Annotated in this window: 20 protein-coding genes and 2 tRNA genes; 11 read left to right on the plus strand and 11 right to left on the minus strand. The window is 72.7% G+C overall.

What is annotated here, in order from left to right; all coding sequences use genetic code 11:
* Positions 1 to 28: 28 nt before the first annotated feature.
* From recF to ACZ4W9_RS20785, 6 genes are all read left to right on the plus strand, one after another.
* Positions 29 to 1,150 carry a DNA replication/repair protein RecF gene (gene recF / locus ACZ4W9_RS20760; protein WP_467937801.1) on the plus strand — a complete coding sequence of 374 codons (1,122 nt, stop codon included), beginning with the start codon at positions 29 to 31 and terminating at the stop codon, positions 1,148 to 1,150.
* Positions 1,147 to 1,683: a DciA family protein gene (locus ACZ4W9_RS20765; RefSeq protein WP_467937804.1), complete on the plus strand. Its 537-nt coding sequence runs from the start codon at positions 1,147 to 1,149 to the stop codon at positions 1,681 to 1,683. Before recF ends, ACZ4W9_RS20765 begins: the two co-directional genes overlap by 4 nt.
* 374 nt (positions 1,684 to 2,057) lie before the next feature.
* Positions 2,058 to 4,139 (plus strand): DNA topoisomerase (ATP-hydrolyzing) subunit B, encoded by a 2,082-nt coding sequence (gyrB, locus tag ACZ4W9_RS20770; RefSeq protein WP_467937806.1) that lies wholly within the window; start codon positions 2,058 to 2,060, stop codon positions 4,137 to 4,139.
* Between the two features lie 42 nt (positions 4,140 to 4,181).
* Positions 4,182 to 6,776, plus strand: coding sequence for a DNA gyrase subunit A (gyrA, locus tag ACZ4W9_RS20775; protein ID WP_467937808.1), 2,595 nt, complete (start codon positions 4,182 to 4,184; stop codon positions 6,774 to 6,776).
* A gap of 18 nt (positions 6,777 to 6,794) precedes the next feature.
* The gene (locus ACZ4W9_RS20780; RefSeq protein WP_467937810.1) at positions 6,795 to 7,514 is read left to right on the plus strand and encodes a DUF3566 domain-containing protein; all 720 of its coding nucleotides are present in this window, start codon (positions 6,795 to 6,797) and stop codon (positions 7,512 to 7,514) included.
* Between the two features lie 112 nt (positions 7,515 to 7,626).
* Positions 7,627 to 7,703: transfer RNA gene (locus ACZ4W9_RS20785), tRNA-Ile, on the plus strand.
* Positions 7,704 to 7,908: 205 nt separating this feature from the next.
* Here the strand turns inward: ACZ4W9_RS20785 and ACZ4W9_RS20790 are convergent.
* Entirely contained in the window at positions 7,909 to 12,153 is a 4,245-nt protein-coding gene (locus ACZ4W9_RS20790) for an nSTAND1 domain-containing NTPase (RefSeq protein WP_467937812.1), read from the minus strand.
* A 503-nt stretch (positions 12,154 to 12,656) separates the two neighbouring features.
* Between ACZ4W9_RS20790 and ACZ4W9_RS20795 the strand changes: the two genes are divergently transcribed.
* The gene (locus ACZ4W9_RS20795; protein WP_467937815.1) at positions 12,657 to 12,854 is read left to right on the plus strand and encodes a ferredoxin; all 198 of its coding nucleotides are present in this window, start codon (positions 12,657 to 12,659) and stop codon (positions 12,852 to 12,854) included.
* Positions 12,855 to 12,861: 7 nt separating this feature from the next.
* On the opposite strand, the gene ACZ4W9_RS20800 is transcribed toward ACZ4W9_RS20795, so the two are convergent.
* A complete protein-coding gene (locus ACZ4W9_RS20800; protein WP_467937817.1) occupies positions 12,862 to 13,653 on the minus strand; it encodes a glycosyltransferase family 2 protein in 792 nt (263 codons plus the stop codon).
* 187 nt (positions 13,654 to 13,840) lie between these two features.
* Positions 13,841 to 14,239: a DUF6344 domain-containing protein gene (locus tag ACZ4W9_RS20805; protein ID WP_467937819.1), complete on the minus strand. Its 399-nt coding sequence runs from the start codon at positions 14,237 to 14,239 to the stop codon at positions 13,841 to 13,843.
* A gap of 349 nt (positions 14,240 to 14,588) precedes the next feature.
* On the opposite strand from ACZ4W9_RS20805, the gene ACZ4W9_RS20810 reads away from it, so the two are divergent.
* Together ACZ4W9_RS20810 and ACZ4W9_RS20815 are read left to right on the plus strand one after the other, a co-directional pair.
* Positions 14,589 to 14,717, plus strand: a complete 129-nt coding sequence (locus tag ACZ4W9_RS20810) for a DLW-39 family protein (RefSeq protein ID WP_003999697.1) — start codon at positions 14,589 to 14,591, stop codon at positions 14,715 to 14,717.
* Between the two features lie 286 nt (positions 14,718 to 15,003).
* A complete protein-coding gene (locus tag ACZ4W9_RS20815; protein ID WP_467937821.1) occupies positions 15,004 to 16,353 on the plus strand; it encodes a hypothetical protein in 1,350 nt (449 codons plus the stop codon).
* 16 nt (positions 16,354 to 16,369) lie between these two features.
* Here the strand turns inward: ACZ4W9_RS20815 and ACZ4W9_RS20820 are convergent, their stop codons facing one another.
* Entirely contained in the window at positions 16,370 to 17,719 is a 1,350-nt protein-coding gene (locus ACZ4W9_RS20820) for a serine/threonine-protein kinase (RefSeq protein ID WP_467937823.1), read from the minus strand.
* A 99-nt stretch (positions 17,720 to 17,818) separates the two neighbouring features.
* Positions 17,819 to 18,367 (minus strand): helix-turn-helix domain-containing protein, encoded by a 549-nt coding sequence (locus ACZ4W9_RS20825; RefSeq protein ID WP_467937825.1) that lies wholly within the window; start codon positions 18,365 to 18,367, stop codon positions 17,819 to 17,821.
* Between the two features lie 183 nt (positions 18,368 to 18,550).
* Between ACZ4W9_RS20825 and ACZ4W9_RS20830 the strand changes: the two genes are divergently transcribed.
* Positions 18,551 to 18,623 (plus strand) — tRNA-Ala (locus tag ACZ4W9_RS20830).
* Between the two features lie 525 nt (positions 18,624 to 19,148).
* Positions 19,149 to 19,397 carry a helix-turn-helix domain-containing protein gene (locus ACZ4W9_RS20835; RefSeq protein ID WP_467937827.1) on the plus strand — a complete coding sequence of 83 codons (249 nt, stop codon included), beginning with the start codon at positions 19,149 to 19,151 and terminating at the stop codon, positions 19,395 to 19,397.
* 62 nt (positions 19,398 to 19,459) lie between these two features.
* Here the strand turns inward: ACZ4W9_RS20835 and ACZ4W9_RS20840 are convergent, their stop codons facing one another.
* From ACZ4W9_RS20840 to ACZ4W9_RS20865, 6 genes are all read right to left on the minus strand, one after another.
* Positions 19,460 to 20,242 (minus strand): hypothetical protein, encoded by a 783-nt coding sequence (locus tag ACZ4W9_RS20840; RefSeq protein WP_467937829.1) that lies wholly within the window; start codon positions 20,240 to 20,242, stop codon positions 19,460 to 19,462.
* A complete protein-coding gene (locus ACZ4W9_RS20845) occupies positions 20,212 to 20,685 on the minus strand; it encodes a hypothetical protein (RefSeq protein WP_467937831.1) in 474 nt (157 codons plus the stop codon). The genes ACZ4W9_RS20840 and ACZ4W9_RS20845 overlap by 31 nt, the downstream gene beginning before the upstream one ends.
* Positions 20,682 to 21,023 (minus strand): hypothetical protein, encoded by a 342-nt coding sequence (locus ACZ4W9_RS20850; RefSeq protein ID WP_467937833.1) that lies wholly within the window; start codon positions 21,021 to 21,023, stop codon positions 20,682 to 20,684. Before ACZ4W9_RS20850 ends, ACZ4W9_RS20845 begins: the two co-directional genes overlap by 4 nt.
* Positions 21,020 to 21,424, minus strand: a complete 405-nt coding sequence (locus tag ACZ4W9_RS20855; protein ID WP_467937835.1) for an ATP-binding protein — start codon at positions 21,422 to 21,424, stop codon at positions 21,020 to 21,022. The genes ACZ4W9_RS20850 and ACZ4W9_RS20855 overlap by 4 nt, the downstream gene beginning before the upstream one ends.
* Positions 21,421 to 21,657, minus strand: coding sequence for a hypothetical protein (locus ACZ4W9_RS20860; protein ID WP_467937837.1), 237 nt, complete (start codon positions 21,655 to 21,657; stop codon positions 21,421 to 21,423). The genes ACZ4W9_RS20855 and ACZ4W9_RS20860 overlap by 4 nt, the downstream gene beginning before the upstream one ends.
* 99 nt (positions 21,658 to 21,756) lie before the next feature.
* Positions 21,757 to 22,986, minus strand: a complete 1,230-nt coding sequence (locus ACZ4W9_RS20865) for a helix-turn-helix domain-containing protein (RefSeq protein ID WP_467937839.1) — start codon at positions 22,984 to 22,986, stop codon at positions 21,757 to 21,759.
* Positions 22,987 to 23,054: the final 68 nt, after the last annotated feature.

Consider the following 23,054-nt stretch of genomic DNA (forward strand, 5'->3'; position numbering starts at 1 on the left):
CCGCACAAGGGAGGTCGGCGGGACGACCATGCACGTCACGCATCTTTCGCTGGCCGACTTCCGCTCGTACGCCCGGGCCGAGGTCCCGCTCGACCCGGGCGTCACCGCCTTCGTCGGCCCCAACGGGCAGGGCAAGACCAACCTGGTCGAGGCGGTCGGGTACCTGGCCACGCTCGGCAGCCACCGGGTCGCCTCCGACGCGCCGCTGGTGCGCATGGGCGCCGACCGGGCCGTCGTCCGGGCCCAGGTCCGGCAGGGTGACCGGCAGCAGCTGATCGAACTGGAGCTGAACCCGGGCAAGGCCAACCGCGCCCGCATCAACCGGTCCTCGCAGGTCAGACCGCGGGACGTGCTGGGGATCGTCCGGACCGTGCTGTTCGCGCCCGAGGACCTCGCCCTCGTCAAGGGCGACCCCGGCGAGCGGCGGCGGTTCCTCGACGAGCTGGTCACCGCGCGCTCCCCGCGCATGGCGGGCGTGCGCGCCGACTACGAACGGGTGCTCAAGCAGCGCAACACCCTGCTGAAGAGCGCCGCCCTCGCGCGGCGGCACGGCGGGCGCTCCATGGACCTGTCCACGCTCGACGTGTGGGACCAGCACCTCGCGCGCGCGGGCGCCGAACTGCTCGCCCGGCGGCTGGACCTGGTCGCCGCGCTGCGGCCGCTGGCCGACAAGGCGTACGAACAGCTGGCCCCCGGCGGCGGTCCGGTCGGGCTGGAGTACAAGCCGTCGGCGCCCGGCGAGGGCCACGCGCGCGAGGAGCTGTACGAGCAGCTCATGGCGGCCCTGGCGGAGGCGCGCAAGCAGGAGATCGAGCGGGGCGTCACCCTCGTCGGCCCGCACCGGGACGACCTGGTGCTCAGACTCGGTCAGCTGCCGGCCAAGGGCTACGCCTCGCACGGCGAGTCCTGGTCCTACGCCCTCGCCCTCCGGCTGGCCTCCTACGACCTGCTGCGCGCGGAGGGCAACGAGCCGGTGCTGATCCTGGACGACGTCTTCGCCGAGCTGGACGCCCGCCGCCGGGAGCGGCTGGCGGAACTGGTCGCGCCCGGCGAACAGGTGCTGGTCACCGCCGCCGTGGACGACGACGTACCCCATGTGCTGGCCGGCGCCCGCTACGCGGTGGCCGACGGGACGGTGGAGCGCGTATGAGCACCGACGGACCCGCCCCAGGGAAGGGCCCGGAGCCCTCCGGAGTCGACCTCGCGCGCGTGGCGTTGCGCGCCGCGAAGGAGCAGGCCCGCGCGCGGGGGGACGCCGCCCGGCAGAAGAAGCAGGCCCGGCGCGGCGGCGGGCTGCGCTCGGGCGCGCGTGCCGACGGCCGTGACCCGCTGGCGCTCGGGGCGGCGATCAACCGGCTGATCACCGAGCGCGGCTGGGAGACGCCCGCCGCGGTCGGCGGCGTGATGGGCCGCTGGCCGCAGATCGTCGGCGAGGACCTGGCCAAGCACTGCGTGCCGCAGCGGTACGACGAGGACGAGCGGGTGCTGGTCGTGGCGTGCGACTCCACGGCCTGGGCGACCCAGCTGCGCCATCTCGCGCCCGCGCTGGTGGCCCGGCTCAACGAGGACCTGGGCCACGGCAGCGTACGGATGATCAAGGTGCTCAACCCGGGCGGGCCGGCCCGCCGCTACGGCCCGCTGCGGGCACCGGGCAGCACCGGGCCCGGCGATACGTACGGGTGACGTACCTCACGTCCGCACGGCCGCGCGGGAGGGCCGTCCAGCCCGTATGCCCCGGTGCGGACCGCGCCCGGATCGTCCCCGGATGGCCTTCTGACCCGCCAGTAGCCAAGGGTTGACGGCTCGAAGCGCTGAGTGCCGCTGTGAGCCCCTTGGAGCCCCCATCCATATATCGGGACCCGGCGGAGACCGGTTCAGGGCGGCACATGGGAGCTGAGGTGCCCGCAAACCCCCATCGATGTCAGTGCTACCGGTAGACTGGAAGGCAATCCCGCCCCAACGTGGGGACCGCCCGGGAAAAGCTGAGCAACGCTGATCAAGGCTTACCAACGCAACATGCCGCAGCCGCTCCGGCAACCTGCCGCCGAGCCCGGCTCGTGCTGTGCCAGAAAGGGCGCTTCGTGGCCGATTCCGGCAACCCCAACGAGAACATCCCGTCCACCGACGCCGGCGTGAACGCCGAGGCCGCCGAGACCGGCACGGCCTCCGCCTCCTACGACGCCAGCGCCATCACCGTGCTCGAAGGGCTGGACGCGGTCCGCAAGCGGCCCGGCATGTACATCGGCTCCACGGGCGAGCGCGGCCTGCACCACCTGGTGTACGAGGTCGTCGACAACTCGGTCGACGAGGCGCTGGCCGGTTACGCGGACACCATCGACGTGACCATCCTCGCCGACGGCGGCGTGCGCGTGATCGACAACGGCCGCGGCATCCCGGTGGGCATCGTGCCCTCCGAGGGCAAGCCGGCCGTCGAGGTCGTGCTCACCGTGCTGCACGCGGGCGGCAAGTTCGGCGGCGGCGGGTACGCCGTCTCCGGCGGTCTGCACGGTGTGGGCGTGTCCGTGGTGAACGCGCTGTCCACGAAGGTCGCCGTCGAGGTGAGGACCGACGGGCACCGCTGGACGCAGGACTACAAGATGGGCGTGCCGACGGCCCCGCTGGTCAAGCACGAGGCGACCGAGGAGACCGGCACGTCGGTCACCTTCTGGGCCGACCCGGAGATCTTCGAGACCACCGAGTACTCCTTCGAGACGCTGTCCCGGCGTTTCCAGGAGATGGCGTTCCTCAACAAGGGCCTGACGATCCGGCTCACCGACGAGCGCGAGTCGGCGAAGGCGGTCGCCGGCGCGGACGAGGCGGGCGCGGACGAGAAGGCCGAGGTCAAGACCGTCACGTACCACTACGAGGGCGGCATCGTCGACTTCGTGAAGTACCTCAACTCCCGCAAGGGAGACGCGGTGCACCCGACGGTCGTCTCGCTGGAGGCCGAGGACAAGGACAAGAGCCTGTCCCTCGAGGTCGCCATGCAGTGGAACAGCGGATACAGCGAGGGCGTGTACTCCTTCGCGAACATCATCCACACCCACGAGGGCGGCACCCACGAAGAGGGCTTCCGCGCGGCCCTGACCAGCCTGATCAACAAGTACGCGCGCGACAAGAAGCTGCTCCGCGAGAAGGACGACAACCTCACCGGCGACGACATCCGCGAGGGCCTGACCGCGATCATCTCGGTCAAGCTGAGCGAGCCGCAGTTCGAGGGCCAGACGAAGACCAAGCTGGGCAACACGGAGGCCAAGACCTTCGTGCAGAAGGCGGTCTACGAACACCTCAACGACTGGCTGGACCGCAACCCGGTCGAGGCCGCGGACATCATCCGCAAGGGCATCCAGGCGGCCACCGCGCGCGTGGCGGCCCGCAAGGCGCGCGACCTGACCCGCCGCAAGGGCCTGCTGGAGACGGCGTCGCTGCCGGGCAAGCTGGCCGACTGCCAGTCCAACGACCCGGCCAAGTGCGAGATCTTCATCGTCGAGGGCGACTCCGCCGGCGGCTCGGCCAAGTCCGGCCGGAACCCGCAGTACCAGGCGATCCTCCCGATCCGCGGCAAGATCCTGAACGTCGAGAAGGCGCGGATCGACAAGATCCTGCAGAACCAGGAGATCCAGGCGCTGATCTCGGCCTTCGGCACCGGCGTGCACGAGGACTTCGACATCGAGAAGCTCCGCTACCACAAGATCATACTGATGGCGGACGCCGACGTCGACGGCCAGCACATCAGCACCCTGCTGCTGACCTTCCTGTTCCGCTTCATGCGGCCGCTGGTCGAGGCCGGGCACGTGTACCTGTCCCGCCCGCCGCTGTACAAGATCAAGTGGGGCCGGGACGACGTGGAGTACGCCTACTCGGACCGCGAGCGCGACGCGCTGATCGAGATGGGCCGCCAGCGCGGCAAGCGCGTCCGCGAGGACTCCATCCAGCGCTTCAAGGGTCTCGGCGAGATGAACGCCGAGGAGCTGCGCGTGACCACCATGGACCAGGAGCACCGGGTCCTCGGCCAGGTCACCCTCGACGACGCCGCCCAGGCCGACGACCTGTTCTCGGTCCTCATGGGCGAGGACGTGGAGGCCCGCCGCCAGTTCATCCAGCGCAACGCCAAGGACGTCCGCTTCCTCGACATCTGAGTCGGTCTCAGCTGACCGCACCAGGAAGGATCTTCACCAGCAATGGCCGACGAGAACACTCCCGTCACCCCGGAAGAGGGCGGCGAACTCGTGATGCGTGTCGAGCCCGTCGGGCTCGAGACGGAGATGCAGCGCTCGTACCTCGACTACGCGATGTCCGTCATCGTCTCCCGCGCGCTGCCGGACGTCCGGGACGGCCTCAAGCCCGTCCACCGCCGTGTGCTGTACGCGATGTACGACGGCGGCTACCGCCCCGAGCGCGGCTTCTACAAGTGCGCCCGTGTCGTCGGCGACGTCATGGGCAACTACCACCCGCACGGCGACTCCTCCATCTACGACGCCCTGGTGCGCCTCGCCCAGCCGTGGTCGATGCGGATGCCGCTGGTGGACTCCAACGGCAACTTCGGCTCCCCGGGCAACGACCCGGCGGCGGCCATGCGGTACACCGAGTGCAAGATGGCGCCGCTGTCGATGGAGATGGTCCGCGACATCGACGAGGAGACCGTCGACTTCACGGACAACTACGACGGCCGCTCCCAGGAGCCGACCGTCCTGCCGGCCCGCTTCCCGAACCTGCTGATCAACGGCTCGGCCGGCATCGCGGTCGGCATGGCGACCAACATCCCGCCGCACAACCTGCGCGAGGTCGCGGCCGGCGCCCAGTGGTACCTGGAGAACCCGGAGGTCTCCCACGAGGAACTGCTGGACGCGCTCATGGAGCGCATCAAGGGCCCGGACTTCCCGACCGGCGCGCTCGTGGTCGGCCGCAAGGGCATCGAGGAGGCGTACCGCACCGGGCGCGGCTCCATCACGATGCGCGCGGTGGTCGAGGTCGAGGAGATCCAGGGCCGCCAGTGCCTGGTGGTCACCGAGCTGCCGTACCAGGTGAACCCCGACAACCTGGCGCAGAAGATCGCCGACCTGGTGAAGGACGGCAAGATCGGCGGCATCGCGGACGTCCGCGACGAGACGTCGTCCCGTACGGGCCAGCGCCTGGTGATCGTCCTGAAGCGGGACGCGGTCGCCAAGGTCGTGCTGAACAACCTGTACAAGCACACCGACCTGCAGACGAACTTCGGTGCCAACATGCTGGCGCTGGTGGACGGCGTGCCGCGCACCCTCTCGCTGGACGCGTTCATCCGGCACTGGGTGACGCACCAGATCGAGGTCGTCGTCCGCCGGACGAAGTTCCGGCTGCGCAAGGCCGAGGAGCGGGCGCACATCCTGCGCGGCCTGCTGAAGGCCCTGGACGCCATCGACGAGGTCATCGCGCTGATCCGGCGCAGCGACACCGTCGACATCGCGCGCAGCGGCCTGATGGGCCTGCTGGAGATCGACGAGATCCAGGCCAACGCGATCCTCGAGATGCAGCTGCGGCGCCTGGCGGCCCTGGAGCGGCAGAAGATCGTCCAGGAGCACGACGAGCTCCAGGCGAAGATCAACGAGTACAACGAGATCCTGGCCTCGCCGGTCCGCCAGCGCGGGATCGTCAGCGACGAGCTGGCCGCGATCGTCGAGAAGTACGGCGACGACCGCCAGACCAAGCTGATCCCGTACGAGGGCGACATGTCCATCGAGGACCTGATCGCCGAGGAGGACATCGTCGTCACCGTCACGCGCGGCGGTTACGTCAAGCGGACGAAGACGGACGACTACCGTGCGCAGAAGCGCGGCGGCAAGGGCGTGCGCGGCGCGAAGCTGAAGGAAGACGACATCGTCGACCACTTCTTCGTCTCCACCACGCACCACTGGCTGCTGTTCTTCACCAACAAGGGCCGGGTGTACCGGGCGAAGGCGTACGAGCTGCCCGAGGCCGGCCGGGACGCGCGCGGTCAGCACGTGGCGAACCTGCTGGCCTTCCAGCCGGACGAGGCGATCGCCGAGATCCTCGCGATCCGGGACTACGAGGCGGCGCCGTACCTGGTGCTGGCGACCAAGTCCGGTCTGGTCAAGAAGACGCCACTGAAGGATTACGATTCGCCCCGCTCCGGCGGTGTCATCGCGATCAACCTGCGTGAGCGCGAGGACGGCGGCGACGACGAGCTGATCGGTGCCGAGCTGGTCTCCGCCGCGGACGATCTGCTGCTGATCAGCAAGAAGGCGCAGTCGATCCGGTTCACCGCCTCGGACGACTCCCTTCGCCCGATGGGCCGCGCCACCTCCGGCGTCAAGGGGATGAGTTTCCGCGAGGGCGACGAGCTTCTCTCGATGAATGTCGTGCGACCCGGTACGTTCGTCTTCACTGCCACCGACGGTGGGTACGCGAAGCGGACCGCCGTCGACGAGTACCGCGTCCAGGGCCGCGGCGGCCTCGGTATCAAGGCCGCCAAGATCGTGGAGGACCGTGGTTCGCTCGTCGGCGCGCTGATTGTCGAGGAGCACGACGAGATCCTCGCGATCACCCTCTCCGGCGGTGTGATTCGTACGCGAGTCAACGAGATCAGGGAGACGGGCCGTGACACGATGGGCGTCCAACTGATCAACCTGGGCAAGCGCGATGCCGTGGTCGGTATCGCACGTAACGCCGAGGCCGGGCGCGAGGCGGAGGAAGTCGACGGCGACGTGGCCGTGGACGAGACCGCCGAGGATGCCGGGACCACCGGCACGGACGAGGGTGAGGCACCCTCGGCCGAGTAGCACGAGGAGAGAGTCATCGTGAGCGGAGCCACGGGCGCCGGATCGGCCGGTACCTCCACGGGTACGGAAACGGACGGCGGCGGCCGTGGCTCCGCCGCGCGTACGGCAAGTGCGAGCGACCCGCACACGACCAATCTGAAGCCGGTGAAGGCGTCCGAGACGGACTCTTCCCGTACGTCTGGACCCCAGGGGGGAACGGTGACGGACACCCGAGGCCCGGCCGCGGCCGGCGAGGCACGGGCGGCGTCGCCGCTGCCCGGCGAGCGGCACCCGGAGCAGCCCGACGGCCCGTACCACCCGCCGCAGGCCTATCCGGCACAGGACGCCATGCGCAAGCCGCGCACGGGTGTACGGCTGACGGCGCCGCGGACCCGCAAGGCGCGGCTGCGGGTGGCCAAGGCCGACCCGTGGTCGGTGATGAAGGTCAGCTTCCTGCTGTCCATCGCGTTCGGCATCTGCACGATCGTCGCCTCGGCGGTGCTGTGGATGGTCATGGACGCGATGGGGGTGTTCTCGACGGTCGGCGGCACGATCTCGGAGGCGACCGGCTCCAACGAGGCCAACGGCTTCGACCTCCAGGCGTTCCTGTCCCTCCCGCACGTCCTGACCTTCACCTCGGTCATCGCGGTGATCGACGTGGTCCTGGCGACCGCGCTGGCGACCCTCGGCGCGTTCATCTACAACCTCTCCGCGGGCTTCGTGGGCGGCATCGAGCTGACCCTCGCGGAGGACGAGTGACGCCCCGACCAGCGGCGTCGTGACGGTCCCCCGACAACCGATTTTGGGACTGGCGGTGTCGTGCGCTAATCTTCAGGAGTCAGCGCGCGGGACACACACCGCACGGCGCGGCGGGGCTATAGCTCAGTTGGTTAGAGCGCATCCCTGATAAGGATGAGGCCACAGGTTCAAATCCTGTTAGCCCCACCAGCGAGAAGACCCCCGGTCCGATGGGCCGGGGGTCTTCTGCTGTTCAGGGGGTGGAGGGTGCGGAGGTGGCCGGGGGTAGGCCCGGACATGGGGATGCCCGACCGCTGGCGACGGGGGATGCACCAGCGATCGGGCTATGGCCAAGGGTAACAAGGTTGTCGGTTGTGTGGGGCCAAGTCCAGGATGAATCAGGCAGGTTGGCCGGTCATCGACCGCACGGGGGGTCGTAGGAGAGGCGCGACAGGTACTCGTGCCAGCGCTCCTTCGTCAGGACGCCCCGGGTGACCGCGCAGATGTGGCGGATCGCCGTCTGCGCGTCCAGGTTCCACAGGCGGACCGTGTCCGTGCCGCTGGAGACGCCGAGGACGTGGCTGTTGGGGCTGAAGGAGAGGAAGTTGCCCGTCTTGGCGTTGGGGCTCATCGACTGGCCGATCGGGGTCGCCCCGGCCGGGTCGGCGACGTTCCACAGGCGGACCGTGTTGTCGTTGCCGCCGCTGGCCAGGGTGTGGCCCACGGTGCTGAACGTCAGGGACGTCACCGCCTCGCTGTGACCGGTGAGCGGCCTGCCGAGCGGCTCGGCGTGCCGGGGCTCGGCGACGTTCCACAGGCGGACCGAGTCGTCGTCGCTGCCGCTGGCCAGGGTCTGCCCGTCCGCGCTGAAGGCGAGCGCGTTCACGGGGCCCGAGTGCTCGGTCAGCGGCTCGCCCAGCGGGGCGGCGTGCGCGGGGTCGGTGACGTCCCACAGCCGGATCGCGCTGTCCGCGCCGCCGCTGGCCAGGGTGCGCCCGTCCGGGCTGAAGGCGAGCGCGTTGACATAGCCGCGGTGGCCGGTGAGCGGCTTGCCGAGGCGTACGGCGCGGGCCGGGTCGGAGACGTCCCACAGCTGGACGGTGCGGTCGTCGTAGGCGGTGGCCAGGGTGTGCCCGTCCGGGCTGTAGGCCAGCGCGTCGGGGCCCATGAAGCGGGTCCGCAGGGTCAGCGGCGGGCCCGCGGCGACCGGGTGCGCGGGGTCGGAGACGTCCCACAGGTACACCGTGCGGACACCGGTGAGGACGGCCAGGACGCGGCCGTCGGGCGAGAACACGAGCGAGCGCTGGTCGCCGTCCGCCCGCATGAACGGCTTGCCCAGCGGTACGGGCCGGCCGGGCCGCGTCACGTTCCACAGCCGCAGCCTGCCGTCCCGGGCGGCCGTGGCCAGCACCCGGCCGTCCGGCCGGAACGCCCCGCTCCGGCCGACCATGTCCGAGGTCGGCACCGACCACAGCCGCACCTTGCCGTCCCCGCTGCCGGTGGCGAGGGTACGGCCGTCCGGGCGGAACCCCAGCGCGTACATCTCCCCGCTGCTGCCCGCGAGCGGCTCGCCGACCTGGGACGGGGCCGCCGGGTCGGCGACGTTCCACAGGCTCGCCGTGCTGTCCGCGCTCGCGGCGGCCAGCCGGCCGCCGTCGGGACTGAACGCCACCGACCAGATCGGGCCGGTGTGACCCGTCAGCGGGGAGCCGAGCGCCGTCGCGCGGCCGGGGCGGCGCACGTCCCACAGCCGGATGGTGTCGTCCGCGCTGCCGCTGGCCAGGGTGCGCCCGTCGGGGCGGAAGGCCACCGAGTGCACCAGGTCCGTGTGCCCGCGCAGCGTCGTGAGCGGCCTCGGCCGGTTCCGGTCGGCGACGTCCCACAACCGGATCGTGTCGTCGTCGCCGCCGGTGGCGAGCGTGCGTCCGTCCGGGCTGAAGGCCACGCAGCGCACCGCGGCCGTGTGCCCGCGCAGCGTCCTGAGCGGGCGCGGCCGGCGCGGATCGGCCAGGTCCCACAGCCGTACGGTGCTGTCCTCGCCGGCCGTGGCCAGGGTGCGGCCGTCCGGGCTGAACGCCACCAGGTAGATCGTGCCGCGGTGGCCGGCCTGCGGCTTGCCGAGCGGCCGGGGCCGGCTCCGGTCGGCCATGTCCCACAGCCGGACCGTGCCGTCGTCCCCGGCCGAGGCCAGGGTGCGCCCGTCGGGGCTGAACACCGCGCTGCTCACCCAGCTGGTGTGGCCGGTCAGCGGCCTGCCGAGCGGGGCCGGGCGGTGCGGGTCGGCGACGTTCCACAGCCGGATCGTGCGGTCGTAGCTGGCCGTGGCCAGGGTGCGGCCGTCCGGGCTGAAGGAGGTGAGGTAGACGGCACCGGTGTGGCCGGACAGCGGGGTGGCCAGCGGCGCGTTCACGATCGAGAGCAGGCGGCTGTACGTGCCCTCGTCACCGGGGCGCAGCTGGTGCGCGACCAGGTCGAGCTGGGCGGCCAGCGACGGATCGCTGTGCTGGACCCGGTCGGCCTCGGCGAGCACCTGCGCGAACTCGGCGTCGTCGCGCTGCTTCCAGGCGATCACGGCGGACCCGGCGGCCAGCAGGGCCAGCACCACCAGCGCCGCCACCGCGGCCCGGCTCAGCCACACCGTCCGCTTGCGCAGCCGGACCGAGGCGGCCAGGAACTCCATCGCGCTGCGCGTCAGATACGTGTCCCCGGCCGACCGGGCCCAGCTGCGGGCCTGCTCCAGCCGCGACCCCCGGTACAGCAGCGAGTTGTCCCGGTCCGAGTCCTCCCAGGCCCGGCCGTCCTCCTCCAGGCGCTGGCGCAGCAGATGGTCGCCGCGGCCCTCGTCGATCCAGTGCCGCAGCCGGGGCCAGGCGTGCAGCAGCGCCTCGTGGGTGATCTCCACGGTGTCCGCGTCCAGCGTCACCAGCCGGGCCCGCACCAGGGCCTCCAGCGACTCCTCGGTCTTGCCGGGATCCGCGGACTCCTCGGCGAGCTGGCGCCGGGTGCCGCGCCGCCGGGTGGCCTGGGTGTCCTCGCCCAGCCGGACCAGCCGCAGCAGCAACAGCCGGGCGGCGGCCCGGGCCGCCGGGTCCAGACCGGACCAGGCCCGCTCGGCGGTCGCCGCCACCGCGCCCTGGATGCCGCCCGCCGCGCGGTAGCCGGCCAGCGTCAGCCGCCCGGCCTTGCGGCGCTGCCAGGTGGCCAGCAGGGCGTGCGACAGCAGTGGCAGCACGCCCGCGTCGTGCGCCCCGCGCGGGCCGTCGGCGCTGACCTCGCGCACGATCAGCTCCGCGAGACCCGGCTCCAGCTCCAGGCCCACCGCCTTGGCCGGGCCGGTCACCGCCTCGCGCAGCTCGGCGCTGGTCAGCGGGCCGAGCACCATATGCCGGTGCTGGAGCGCGTCGGCCAGTTCCGGGTAGCCGAGGCACTGCTCGTAGAAGTCGGCCCGTATGCCGAGGACGACCCGGACCGGGGCGGGCCCGGCGGAGCCGGCGGGCGGAGTGCAGGCCGCGTGCAGGAACTGGATGAAGGTGCGCCGGTCCGCCTCGTCGGCGCAGAGGGTGAACGCCTCCTCGAACTGGTCGACGATGAGGACCGGCCGGGTGTCCGGGGCGCAGGCGCGGCGCGCCCAGGCCGCGACGGCCGCGCGTACGGCCCGGGTGAGGTGCGGGGCGTCGCTGCCCGGCAGCGCCGGGTTCCGTGCGGCCTCCCGCTCGGCCCGGCGCGCCTCGCCGGCGACGTGGGCCAGCTCGGGGATCCGGCGGACCAGTTCGCCCAGCGGGTCGGCGCCGGGGACGAGCGGGTGGACCGGGTCGGGGGTCTGGGGGAAGCCGGGGGACTCGGGAGGGTTTTCGGAGGGGGCCCCCGAGGAGGCTGCGGGCTCGTCGGTCCGGGCGGCGGCGCTGCGGGGCGTGGGCGTGCCCCGCCGGGCGGGGCCCGTACCGTCGGCCGTCGGGTGGCCCGGGCCGGCAGGGGCACCGGCCGCCGGGCCGGCCGAGCGAGTGCCGGCGTCGGCCGTCGGACCGGTCCGGTCGGCACCGGCCTCGGTCAGGGCGCCGCCCCGGATCGCGGGGACGAGGCCGGCGTTGAGCAGGGACGACTTCCCCGCCCCGGAGGCGCCGACCAGCATGATCAGTCCGCCGGACCGCTCGGCGGCGCGGAGCTGGGCGACGAGGGCCTGGGTGCTGCGCTCCCGGCCGAAGAACCACCGGGCGTCCTCCCGCCGGTACGGCGCCAGCCCGCGGTACGGGCACACGCCCCCGGCGACCGGCGGCGCCTGCGCCGGGGGCCGCCGGTTCTCCTCCGCGGGCGGCGCGGCCCGGTCGCCGGCCGGACCGGCCACGGCCAGCTCCCACAGCCGCTGCCAGTGGGCCGGGTCGTACAGGCCGGCGGAGACCGGAGTGGGCCGCAGCCGCCGGGCCTCCGGGATCAGGATGTGCAGGACCGCCGCGAGGGCGGTGAACTGGGCCGGTACGTTCCGGGCCCGCCGCCAGTCGCTGATCCGCTGCGCGGACACCCGTACGGGCCGCCCGCGCTCGTCGACCCGCTGGAGCCGTACGACCGCCTGGGCGACGCTCTTGAGGGGAGGATTTCCGGCCTCCTTGTAGAGCAGCGCGAGCCGCTCGGCGAAGGCTGTGCGTGCCCCTGAGTCGGAACTCAAGGTTCCACCCCTTACTTCCCCCGCGTGCTGGACGTCCGGACCGGAAAACTCACCCTATACGTCTGACCTGCGGTTAAGGGGTGGACCAGGGTCCGGAACCTCCCCACGGGCGGTGACAAATGGCAGGATCCGAACCCGGTAGCGGACCCGTCACACACCGTCCGGACAGGCCACCGGCTCGGTGCTCGGAGAGAGCGCCCATGGCGCCGTACGTTCTCGGTCAAATTCGGCCAACCTGTGCCGCGCCCGGCGGCTGAGCCGCGGGCGCCCGGAATCCGTCCCCGTACTTCGATCCGCGCCGCGCCGACATGGCGTGGGTCGATGTTCCCGCACCGTTCGGCACCGGTCCCCGCGAGGGGAGGGACCGGTGCCGGGCGGGCGGGAGATCCGACGGCATGACCACGACTCCGGTCACCGCCGGCCACGGGCCCCCGCGGGCGGTTGGGCGGGCGGTCCGGCGGGCAGTGACGTCCTGAAGGCCACCGCCGACGGCTGGAGGACGCGTGGAGGTCTCGGTCGACCGCTCCCGGTGCTACGGCTCGGCCGAGTGCGCCCACCGGGTGCCGGCCCTGTTCGCGTTCGAGGACGGCTACGGCGTCGTACGCCCCCGGAGCGCCGACGCCCTCGGTGATCCGGGGATACGCGAGGCGGTGCGGGCGGCGGCCGAGGCGTGCCCCGCGCAGGCCATCGTGCTCGGGTAACGGGCCCTCACGCGGGTGCCGGGGCGGCCGGCGGCGTCGGCGGCCAGGTCCAGCCGAGGCCGGCGAGCGCGCGGGCCCGGGCCTGGGCGACCGCCGTGCGGGCCGCCCGCTCGGCGGGGTCGACATGGGCCGCCTGGCCGGTGACCTGCCCGTCCCACTTGCGGTACAGCAGACCGGCCTGGGCCGAGAACCAGCCGCGGCTCACCGCGTCCAGCGCCAGCAGCAGCCCGGTGTCCTCGGAGGCCGGCAGCGCCATCCAGCCGCCGAGGGCGAGCAGCAGGTCGCGCCGGACGCACAGGGTCGCCGGATGGACCGGCAGGCGGAAGCCGCCGCGCTGCCAGCGGTCGAGGACCGTGCCGCGTTCGACCGGGCCCTCGTCGGGATCGCCGGGGAAGCCGGCCGTGGAGCCGTCGGGCAGCAGGTCCAGGACGCGGGAGGTGGTCCACCCGACGGCCGGGTGCTCCTCCAGCACGGCCAGGTCGCGGGCGAGCGCGCCCGGGGTGAGCCGGTCGTCGGCGTCCAGCACCTTGACGTAGGTGCCCTCGGCGCGGGCCAGCGCGATCGTGCGGGCCACGCCGGGACCGCCCGGCCGGCCCTGGCAGAACGTGACGCGCGCGTCGTCCGGGACGTACGGGCGGACCTCGTCCGTCGTGCCGTCCTCCCGCACGATCCACTCCCACTCCCAGCCGGCGGGCAGCCGCTGCGCGCGCAGCGAGGCGTACGCGTCCGGCAGGAACCGGGCGGACGGGCCGTGGACAGCGGTGACTACGGTGACGCGCCGGGTCACGGCAGCGCTCACCACCTTTCCGTGCGGTCGGGGCGTGTGGTCGCTGCCAGCATGGCCTACGACGGGCCCGGGAACGCCAACGGCCCGCGAACAGCGCGAGACCCCCGGCCGGATCGGCCGGGGGTCCTCCGTGTCGACTGGTGCGTACGCAAGTCGCCTTGTTGTCGAGACGTTGCGGTACTGCGTGAGGGGCGGGGGCTCAGCAGTCGAGGGCCGCCGGGGCGTGGTCGGGGGCCGGTACCTCGTTCTGGTCGCGGGACCGGGCCCGGGGCTGCTTCTGGAGTTCCGTCTCGGTCTGCCCGGTCTCGTCCAGCGGCCGGTGCCGGCAGCTCGGGGACTTTCCGTGGGCCTCGGCCCGGATCCGCTGCTTCATCGTGGGGGGCAGGGCCCTGGCATGGGACCAGGCCCAGTGGTGTGGTGCCGGGATCGTCGCGGGTGTGCGGTGCGCGGTGCCGGTTCCGGTTCCGGTGGTCTCGGTCCGGGGTCCCGCCGGGGCGGCGGTGGCGGTGCCGGCGGAGACGAGTCCGAGCGCCGTGCACAGCGCGAGGAAGGCGGTGACGATGGCGGTCCACAGCTTCATGACCTTGGTCCGGGTCATGGTCCCCTCACTTTCGGGTCGGGCGATTTGCGTACTTTGTTCATGATGTGTATGGGGGCCGCGATGTGGTGGACCGACGCCCGTGGCGCGTCGATGTTCCGATGAACACCACCCGTATGGACGCAAGCGGGTAGAAAAGCCCTGAAAGGCGACGAATGGGAGTGAAGAGGGAGCAAAGTGACTGCCCGTGGAGGCCCGGTCACGCTCCGGCCGAGGCGGCTCCCGGCCCGGGCTAGTGGGCCGCCGGGGGCGGGAGTTGGGCGCCGACGCAGGTCACCGACCGATATCGGTCGGTGTGTATAGTCGGGCGCCAGAGGTCCCCTACGTCAAGGAAAGACGAGGTCGCGCGGTGAAGAAGCTGCTCCTGGTCGCACTGGCCGCCATCGGCGGGCTCCTCGTGTACCGCCAGATCCAGGCGGATCGCGCCGAGCAGGACCTGTGGACGGAGGCGACTGACTCCGTGCCCACGGGTTCGTGAGTCCTGGTACCGAAGCCGATACCGAATCTGTACAGACCCCGGTCGCCCGAGCGGCCGGGGTTCTGCGTTGCCGGGGGCCGTTCCGTGTTGCGGGGAGCCGCGGGCCGGGGTAGGCGGGGCGGGGCGCGGCGCCGGGCGGGCCGGGCGTTTCGGACGGGTGTACGCGTTGCCCGGATGGCGCAGGGCCGGCCGGGGCAGGATGGAGCCCGCGGTGCGGTGGTCCGTCCGACGACTGGGGGTGGGGCGCGTGCGGGGCTGGAGGCACACCGGCGCTGTCCGGTGCGGGGTGACGATCCTGCTGCTGGGGCTCTGGACCGTCGCCGCCCGGCCGGCCGGCGCGTGGGCCGCGGGTCCGTCCGCCGGAGTGCGGGCCGCCGCGGGTCCGCCCGCCGCCGCGCGGGCCGAGGGGGATTACGCCTTCGCGCCCGGCGCCCGTGGCGTCGTGGGCGCGCCCGACACCGCGGGCGCGGTCCCGCTGGACGCCCGCCACACCTACCGCAGCTCCCTGCCCCGCGACGCCAGGCTCTACTACCGGCTCCGGCTCACCGCCGCGGACACGGCGTACGTCCCCGTCACCGCCGTACCGCCGCCGGACGCCGCCGTCTCCGCCACCGACGGCATCCGTGTCTCGCTGCGGGACGCCGGCGGCACCTCCTGCTCCTACGCCTCCGCCCGCTTCGGCGCCGGGATCAGCCCGCGCCCGGTCACGGCCGTGGGCCGGCGCGAGCGGGGCAAGGCGCTGTGCCAGGGCGGCGGCACGTACTACCTGCTCGTCGAACGGCTCGACGCCGGTGCCCCGGGCACGGCGGACGGGGGCGGGCGCTGGGACCTGGAGATCGCGCCCACGACGGAACCGGGCCTGGTCCGGGCCGGTGCCACGACCGCCCCGCGCACCTGGGACTCCGCCACCCCCGAACCCCCCGCCGGCCGGCCCCGCGAACGCTCCGGCGGCACCGGCTTCGCGACCGCGCGCCCCCTGGGGCCGGGCGTCTGGCGGACGGCGCTCGCACCGGGCGAGACCCGGTTCTACAAGGTCCCGATGGACTGGGGCCGACGGCTGGGCGCCTCCGTCGAGCTGGGCGGCGCCCAGGGCCACGGTTATGTCGGCGGTGCCCTGACCCTCTCCCTCCACAACCCCGTCCGCGCCCTGGTCGACGCCGCCTCCGCCGGTTACACCGGCACCGCCAGGCACACCGCCCTGCGGCCGCTGCCGCCGGTGGAGTACGCCAACCGGTACGCCGTCCCGGCCGGGGTGACCTCCGTACGGTTCGCCGGTGACTACTACCTCGTCGTCCACCTCAGCACCCGGCTGGCCGAGCCGTTCGGGCCGGGGCCGTACGACGTGACGCTGCGGGTGCGGGTGGACGGCCGGGCCCACGCGGGCCCCGGGTACGACGGCGTCCCGGTGCCGAAGGACGTCTTCACGGTCACCGGTCAGGACCGTGCCGCCGCGCTGACCGGGGGCTTCGCGCCCGGGGCCACGGGCGCGGACACGGGGCCGGGAGACGGCGGGCGGAACGGCGACGGGACGCTGCGGCTGGTCGCCGTCGGCGGGATCGGCACGGGGACCGCGCTGCTGCTGGTCCTCGGCGGCTGGACGGTGGCGGCCCGGCGGGCGCACACCCGGACCCGGTGACGGCCGGGCGGCCCGCTCAGAGGCGGGTCAGCGCCCAGAAGCCCACCGCGTAGCAGACGAGCGCCAGCAGCAGGATCGGGAGCACGGCCTTCGCCGGCGGCCCGGGACGACGCGGCGCGCGTCGCGCCCGGTGCCGCCGGCCGGGCGCGGGTGACGGCACCGGGAGGGATGGCGCGGGGGGCGCCGGATGGGGATCGCGGGCGGTGTAGGCGGCGGTGACCGTGTCCACGGGCGGGACCGGCGGGGGCCCCGGCACCGGTCCCGGCACCGGGAAGGGGGGCGGGGTCGCGGGAGCGGGCGGGAGGGGCGGGGGCAGATGGAAGCTTCCGGTGTCCGACGGGGAACCGGTGGGGCTCGTGTCCGTACGGGGACTCGGGCCCGGGCCGGTACCCGTACCGGTCTGCGGGGCCTCTTCCGGGGCGCTTGGGGAGGCCGTTTCCGAGGTGGCCCCCGGGACCGGTGCCAAGGCCACGCCGGAGGCCTGCCGGAGGGGGCCGTCGAGCGTGAAACCGGGCGGCAGGGGCCCGAGTTGGTCGAAGATTTCGATGAGTTCGTCGTCCGGGCCCGGCTCCGGCAGGAGTTCCGCGGCGGCGGCGAGCGCCTTGCGCGCCCCCGTGGCCGTACGGAAACGGCGTGCCGGATCGGGCTGGAGCAGCGAGGAGACCACCCCCCAGAGGGGTTTTGGGATGCCCTTGGGCGGGCCGGGCGTGCCGTGCTCCAGGAAGTACCGCACCAGTTCCTTGGTGTCCGGCTTGGCGCCTTCGAGGAGGTAGAGGGCGACCAGGCCCACGGCGAACAGGTCGGCCGGGAAGTCGGGTTCGGCGCCGAGCAGCTGCTCCGGGGCGAGGTAACCGGGCGTCCCCACCACGAGGTTGGTCTCCGTCAGCCGGGGGTCGCCGAGCCGCATGGCGATGCCGAAGTCGGACAGCCTGAGCCGGGGGCGGCCGGTGCCGGTGGCTTCGAGGAGGACGTTGGCGGGCTTGACGTCCCGGTGGACGACACCCTCGGCGTGGACGGCGCCGAGCCCGGACAGCAACTGGTCGAGCAGCGTGCACACGAAGGCGGGCGGAAGGGGGCCGTAGTCGCCGACCAGGCGGACCAGGGAGCCGCCGGTGACCAGGTCCATGGTGAACAGCACCTTGTCGTCGTCGGCGGCCCAGCTGGCCGGGGCGAGGACGTGCGGGTGGTCGATGCGCAGGCCCTGCTCCCGGACGAAGCGGAGCAGGGAGTGGGCGTCGCTCTGCTGGAGGACCTTCGCGGCCACGTAACGCCGCCGGCGGTGGTCCCAGGCCCGCCATACGGCGCCCACGCCACCGCGTCCGATCGGGTCGGCCAGCTCGTACCGGCCGGCGAAGACCTCACCCATGGCAGCCGCCGCTCCTCCTCCTGGCCCTGTGCGCCCCCGCTGGTGCCCTGTGCCCCGTGCGCCGGCCGGATCAGCCCCGGTGGTGAACCGGCCCGCGGTTCAGTTCTGGTGGGACTGGTAGTGCGCGACGGCGTCGGCGGTGCGGCCGGCGCCGTAGACGCGGAGGAACTCGGCGAGTTCGGGGTGGCTCGGCGCGAGGGCGTCGGCGGCGTCGATGATGTCGCCCGCGGCGGCCACCGAGCGCAGCAGCGACTGGATCTCCCGGACCACGCGCTTGACCGTGGGCGCCCCCGAGCCGCCGGTGGTCTGGGTGGTGTTGCTGAGCACGGATCCCCCTTGCGACTTCTTGATCTCCTCCATGCGCTCGGTCGCCTCGGCGGCGCTGACGCTGCCGTCCGCGACCTGGGACGCCAACTCCTGCAGCAACTGCACCCGCTGGACGACGGCGGGGTTGCCGATCTTCGCGCGCTGGCCGCTCATCAGCTGGGAGAGCATCGGGGCAGACAGGCCGAGGACCGCCGCGAGCCGGGCCTGGTTCAGCCCGAGATCGTCGATGAGCTTGCGGAAGAGCGCCCCCAACGGCTCCCCGTACCAGTTCCGCTGCAGCTCCCGCGCTCTCGCGGTGGCTTCCTGCTGTGCGGCGTCCATTGCGTCTCCCCATCGCTTCCCCTGAAAACCGCGGTTCGCTGTAGCGAACCACGTCGAGCATCTTACGGAGAGTGGTCATCCACGGGGACCCCCAATCTTTTTGCGGGATACGGGGGGTGACCCGGTACTCTGGTCTGCGGCACCCGCCGGAACCCGATCCACCCGGCCGGTCGCTGCCTTCCCGGGGCCTTAGCTCAGTTGGTAGAGCGCCGTCTTTGCATGGCGGATGTCAGGGGTTCGACTCCCCTAGGCTCCACCGGGTTTAACGCGCAGGTCAGAGGCTCCGCACCCTCAGGGGTGCGGGGCCTCTTCGCGTGGCGAGTCCACAAAGAGTCCACAATCCCCAATGATCTTGTCCGCGTGATCGATCACGCGAGGGGCTGGACTTATTGCACAGGCCACGTACAGTGAGGCGACGGAGCGGGCAGGTGCGTCTCCCCACGCGCGCCTGAGACGCGCGCTCCGTAGTCCTGAACGGTGCTGGCGGGGAGGCCGGCCCGAGCAGGCGGAGGGCCCCCGTCGCAGTCGCCGACGGGGGCCCTTCTGTGTACCAACGTAGACCGCCCCGGGCGCTGGTGCACCCGGGGCGGGACGCCTTGACCAAGTCGTGGCGTCTAACGGCCGAAAGGGGCGGAGACGCGTAACGCCCCACCGGCCGCTCCTTGCCGCCCACCCCGTGGCAGTGGGGGCGGGCGGTGTCTGTGAAGCTGTCCACCGCAAGATCATCAAATTTGCCCGGCCAGGCAAAGACAAGCGAGCAAGATCGTTACAGCGTGGGTAGGTGCCACTCGACCCGATGCCCGACTGGGTGCTCACCCGCCGCCGGGAGATCGGGGCACGCATCCGCGCAGCGCGCCAGCACGCCGGCCTCACCCAAATACAGCTCGGTGACCACATCGGCCGGGACCACCGGACCATCCACCGCTGGGAGTACGCGCAGCGCGTCCCCACGCTGGAAGACCTGCTCCTCCTCGCCGACGCCTTAGGACTCCGCCCGAGCGACCTCTTCGGTGACGACACCGCGAGATAGCCGCAGCCCATCGCGCACGGCCGCCCCCGACGGGGGCGAGGGCGGCCGCACGGCTCCAGCGCTCACGTCCCCCGCTCGAGGAACTGCGCTGGAGCCTGGCCCGTGCCCGGCGCTGCCGGGCACGGAGTCTGTTGGGAGGCTCGGATAACCTCGGTCTCCTCGTCGGCCAGGGCGTCGAGGTCGGTGACGGGGGTCACCTGCTCCAGGGTGACGATGAGGCGGGTGGCGAGGACCCAGCGGATACGCCTGGTGTCGCTGAACGGGACCCGGTGCAGCTTCTTGGCGGCCAGCGCCTCCAGGGTGTGCGGGTGGAAGATCGGGCCGGCCACGCCCCAGACCGGCGTGTACCCGACGAGCGCCGCCGCCCAGCCGCGGTCACGCAGCGGCGGGCACTCCTGGACGGCGAGGCGGGCGCAGATCGCGTGCACGGGCGGCGACATCGTCTCCTCCCCCTCCGCGATGGGCCGGCCGCCGGCCGAGCCGGTCAAGAACAGAGTGCGCTCGTCCGTCCGGGTCCCGATCGTGGGCCCGCCGCAAACCTGGCAGAGCAGGCGACTCATCGCCATCCTCTGCCGCAGGGCGTGGACGATCACGAAGTCGGGCCGGCCGCCCCGCACGGCTGGCATGCGCAGCCAGGGGACGCCGTAGTGCCGGTCGATGTTGACCTCGTCCCGGAAGCCGAGGCCCCGTCCGCCGCGGCCCTCGATGACGGTGACCGGCTGGGGCGGGGCGGCCTCCTTGGTCCAGGAGGTGATGAACGGGACGGGGGTGCCGTTCCAGTAGCGGACGGGGCGGATAGGGCTGGCGGCGGTGGTCATCGGGTGCTCGCCCTTCTGGTCAGGCACCGCAGGTGGGCGTACCCGAGGTTGAAGCCGTCGGTCCCCTCCCAGCGCACGGGGGCGACCAGTTCCGTCGGCAGCAGCGGGGTGGGACAGGACAAGCACACGGCCTTCTTCTCGATCGGCAGCATGGTCTGCTCGTGCAGGAGGCGGCGTCCGTGTCCGACGAGGCAGGTCTGCTGCTGCCGGCAGGGCGTGCAGGCGGAGTAGTGCCGGTGCCAGTCGTACCAGGTGATGTACCAGGTGAGCCGGGCCGAGTAGCAGCGCATGCACGCCCGGCGCGGGAGCCCGGCCGACGGGTCTAGCTCCACGGCGGCGGCATCTGCCGGGCTGGCGCACCAGACGCACGCCTCGCCCGCCCGGGCCGCCTCGGGCAGCCACCGGGGCAGCTCGTACCAGGAGACGAGCCGGTGCAGACGGGCCAGCTCTGCGGGGACTTGTACGGTCATCGGGGCAGCTCCAGGAGCAGAGTCCGCAGAGCCTCCATGACCGGGCAGGGCTTCAGGTCGTAGACGCACTGCCGGCAGGGGCCGGGGTGGGCGATGTACGCCTGGGCCGCGGCCCGCAGGGTGCAGCGGCGGCAGCCGCGTGGGAACAGCGTGATGCCGCCCTGGGCCGGGCGCTCGCCGAGGTCCACGGCGGTGGCGATGGACAGCTGCTCGTCGCACCAGGTGCACTCGGCTCCGCGCGCCTTGGCGGCGGAGAGGTCGTCCAGAGGCGGCAGGGGCAGCAGCGGGCGGAGGTCGGCGGGGATGCGGGACAGGGTCCTGGCTGGCGAAGTCGTCATGCCGGGCTCCCAGCATCAATCTCCAGGTCGGCCCACACGTGCTTCTCCCAGGGCCAGCGGGTGCAGCCCCAGCCCTTCGTGACGGCGTCCACCACAGCCAGGCCGCGCCCGGAGGTGTCGTGAGGGCCTGCGATCAGGAGGGCGGGCCAGACGTCAGGGCGCTTGTCGATGACGATGACCCGGACCACGCCCGACGGCAGCCGGCGCACGATGACGCGGATGGTCGGCGTCTCGGTGTGCTGGACCGCGTTGGTCACCAGCTCGGTCACGACGGTCGCGGCATCGTCCAGTACGCCGAGCATGCCCCAGTCCTTGAGGACGTCGACAACGAAGTGCCGGGCGTCCGGTGGGGCAGACGTCTGCCGGGGCAGTACGCGGACCTGCGGCAGCTGACGGTTCACCGGACGGCCTCCAGCCCGCGCTGGCCGGGCACCTCCTGGGGCGCCAGGCCGAGCGCATCGGCGAGCCCGGTGAACAGGCGCTGCGCCTCAGCGCGGGATAGGACCAGGTCGATGTCGCCGCGGGCCTCGTCCAAGTCGTAGAGCGTGATCGGGACGCGCACCTCGCCGGTGTCCCGCTGGATCTTCAGCGGCTCATCACGGCGCACGGACGTATGCAGTCGGGTAGGAAGCATCGACCCCTCCGTAGGTGATTGAACGCGGTGCGTCACCGTAGAGGGGTTGACGAGAGGGAAGGGGGACAAAGTGTCCCCCTGTCCCAGAGTGTCCCTGGCTCAGCCGGTCGTGATGCCCACCGCGGCAGCCAACGTGCTGGCCTCTCCCCGCATCGCGCGAGGGGCGGTGCGCCACAGTTCGGCTGCCACAGTCCTCGCTGACGGCGTGTACGAGACGGTCTCGGATCCGATCTCCTGGGCCATCTGCATCACCTTGAGGGCAGCCGTGCGCTCGCCACGCTGAAGATGGCCGCGAGCAACCTCCACCCACAGACGGGCCTGCCGCTCCACCGAGGGCATGACGGTGGGGTCCACGTCGTCGGCCAGCCCGATCGCCTTCCGGGCTTGCTGGAGGTCGGTCGCCACAGAAATCTCGTGGAAGTCGACGTTCGCGCGCCCGAAGACGGTCGATGGGTGCACGTAGTTGGCTGGCAGCGATTTGGCGATCTGGTCACCCTTCTTCCAGTACCGCCAGGCATCGCCCTCACGGGCCTCGCGTGCCGCTGTGACCGCGGCGTGCAGCTGGAGCGCGCCGTACACGCCTCGCCAGTCGTCCGGAGCTGTGTCCAGGTGCGGGCGAAGCAGGTCGGCCGCCTCGGTGACGACGCGCAGCGCTTCCTCTGGGTACGACGTCTCCCTGAGGATGTTGCCCATGTTCCAGGCGGCAGCCGCTATGGCGGCCGGCTGGTCGGCGTCCTGGGCGGCGGACAGCGCGCGGTCGGCGACGACCCAGGCCAGTTCCGCAGGTGCGACGTAGGCCGTGGCCTGCCCGGTGAGCCGGTAGACGTCGGAGAGGGCGACCAGCGCGGCCCGGCGGGCGTCGCCGTCGAGGGCGCGCACAGCGGCCTCGGCGTCGCGGATGAGCGCCGGCAACACGGCTCCGACCTCCGTGCGGTTGTGCTTGGAGCTGTGCCACAGGTTCCATGTCTGATCGACGCGGCCCTGGAGGATTGCGGGGTCCGCCGGGCCCGCGGCGTGCGGCGTCAGCGTCCGCTGCATGACGGCAGACCAGATGTCCGGCATCGACGGGTGATTGAGTCTCCCGGTTGGCACCGTCGCGGTGGGGCCGGTGTCGCTGCCGGTGATGACGGAGAGATCCCGGACCTGGAGAGCGGCGCCCAGACGCAGTAGCAACGTGTGCGAGCGCAGCGGTCGCTCGCCCGTCTCGATCTTCTTCAGCCAGTCCGGGCCGCGACCGCACAGCTGGGCAAGTGTGGGACGCGACATGCCGCGAGACTCTCTCAGTACCCGGATCCGTTCGCCGACGCTGAGGTCTGATGACAGGTCCACGCGTGCCCCCTCGGGTGACGGTGCTGGTGTCGCCAGGGTACGGCGGCCGTCAACGCCTGGGCATGACG

The sequence above is a fragment of the Streptomyces sp. NPDC029296 genome, assembly GCF_055569255.1.

Excerpts from the sequence above, each read along its gene's own strand:
- recF (WP_467937801.1), top strand. The coding sequence starts at position 29 with ATGCACGTCACGCATCTTTCGCTGGCCGACTTCCGCTCGTACGCCCGG.
- ACZ4W9_RS20765 (WP_467937804.1), top strand. The coding sequence starts at position 1,147 with ATGAGCACCGACGGACCCGCCCCAGGGAAGGGCCCGGAGCCCTCCGGA.
- gyrA (WP_467937808.1), top strand. The coding sequence starts at position 4,182 with ATGGCCGACGAGAACACTCCCGTCACCCCGGAAGAGGGCGGCGAACTC.
- ACZ4W9_RS20805 (WP_467937819.1), bottom strand. The coding sequence starts at position 14,239 with ATGACCCGGACCAAGGTCATGAAGCTGTGGACCGCCATCGTCACCGCC.
- ACZ4W9_RS20820 (WP_467937823.1), bottom strand. The coding sequence starts at position 17,719 with ATGGGTGAGGTCTTCGCCGGCCGGTACGAGCTGGCCGACCCGATCGGA.
- ACZ4W9_RS20825 (WP_467937825.1), bottom strand. The coding sequence starts at position 18,367 with ATGGACGCCGCACAGCAGGAAGCCACCGCGAGAGCGCGGGAGCTGCAG.
- ACZ4W9_RS20845 (WP_467937831.1), bottom strand. The coding sequence starts at position 20,685 with ATGACCGTACAAGTCCCCGCAGAGCTGGCCCGTCTGCACCGGCTCGTC.
- ACZ4W9_RS20850 (WP_467937833.1), bottom strand. The coding sequence starts at position 21,023 with ATGACGACTTCGCCAGCCAGGACCCTGTCCCGCATCCCCGCCGACCTC.
- ACZ4W9_RS20860 (WP_467937837.1), bottom strand. The coding sequence starts at position 21,657 with ATGCTTCCTACCCGACTGCATACGTCCGTGCGCCGTGATGAGCCGCTG.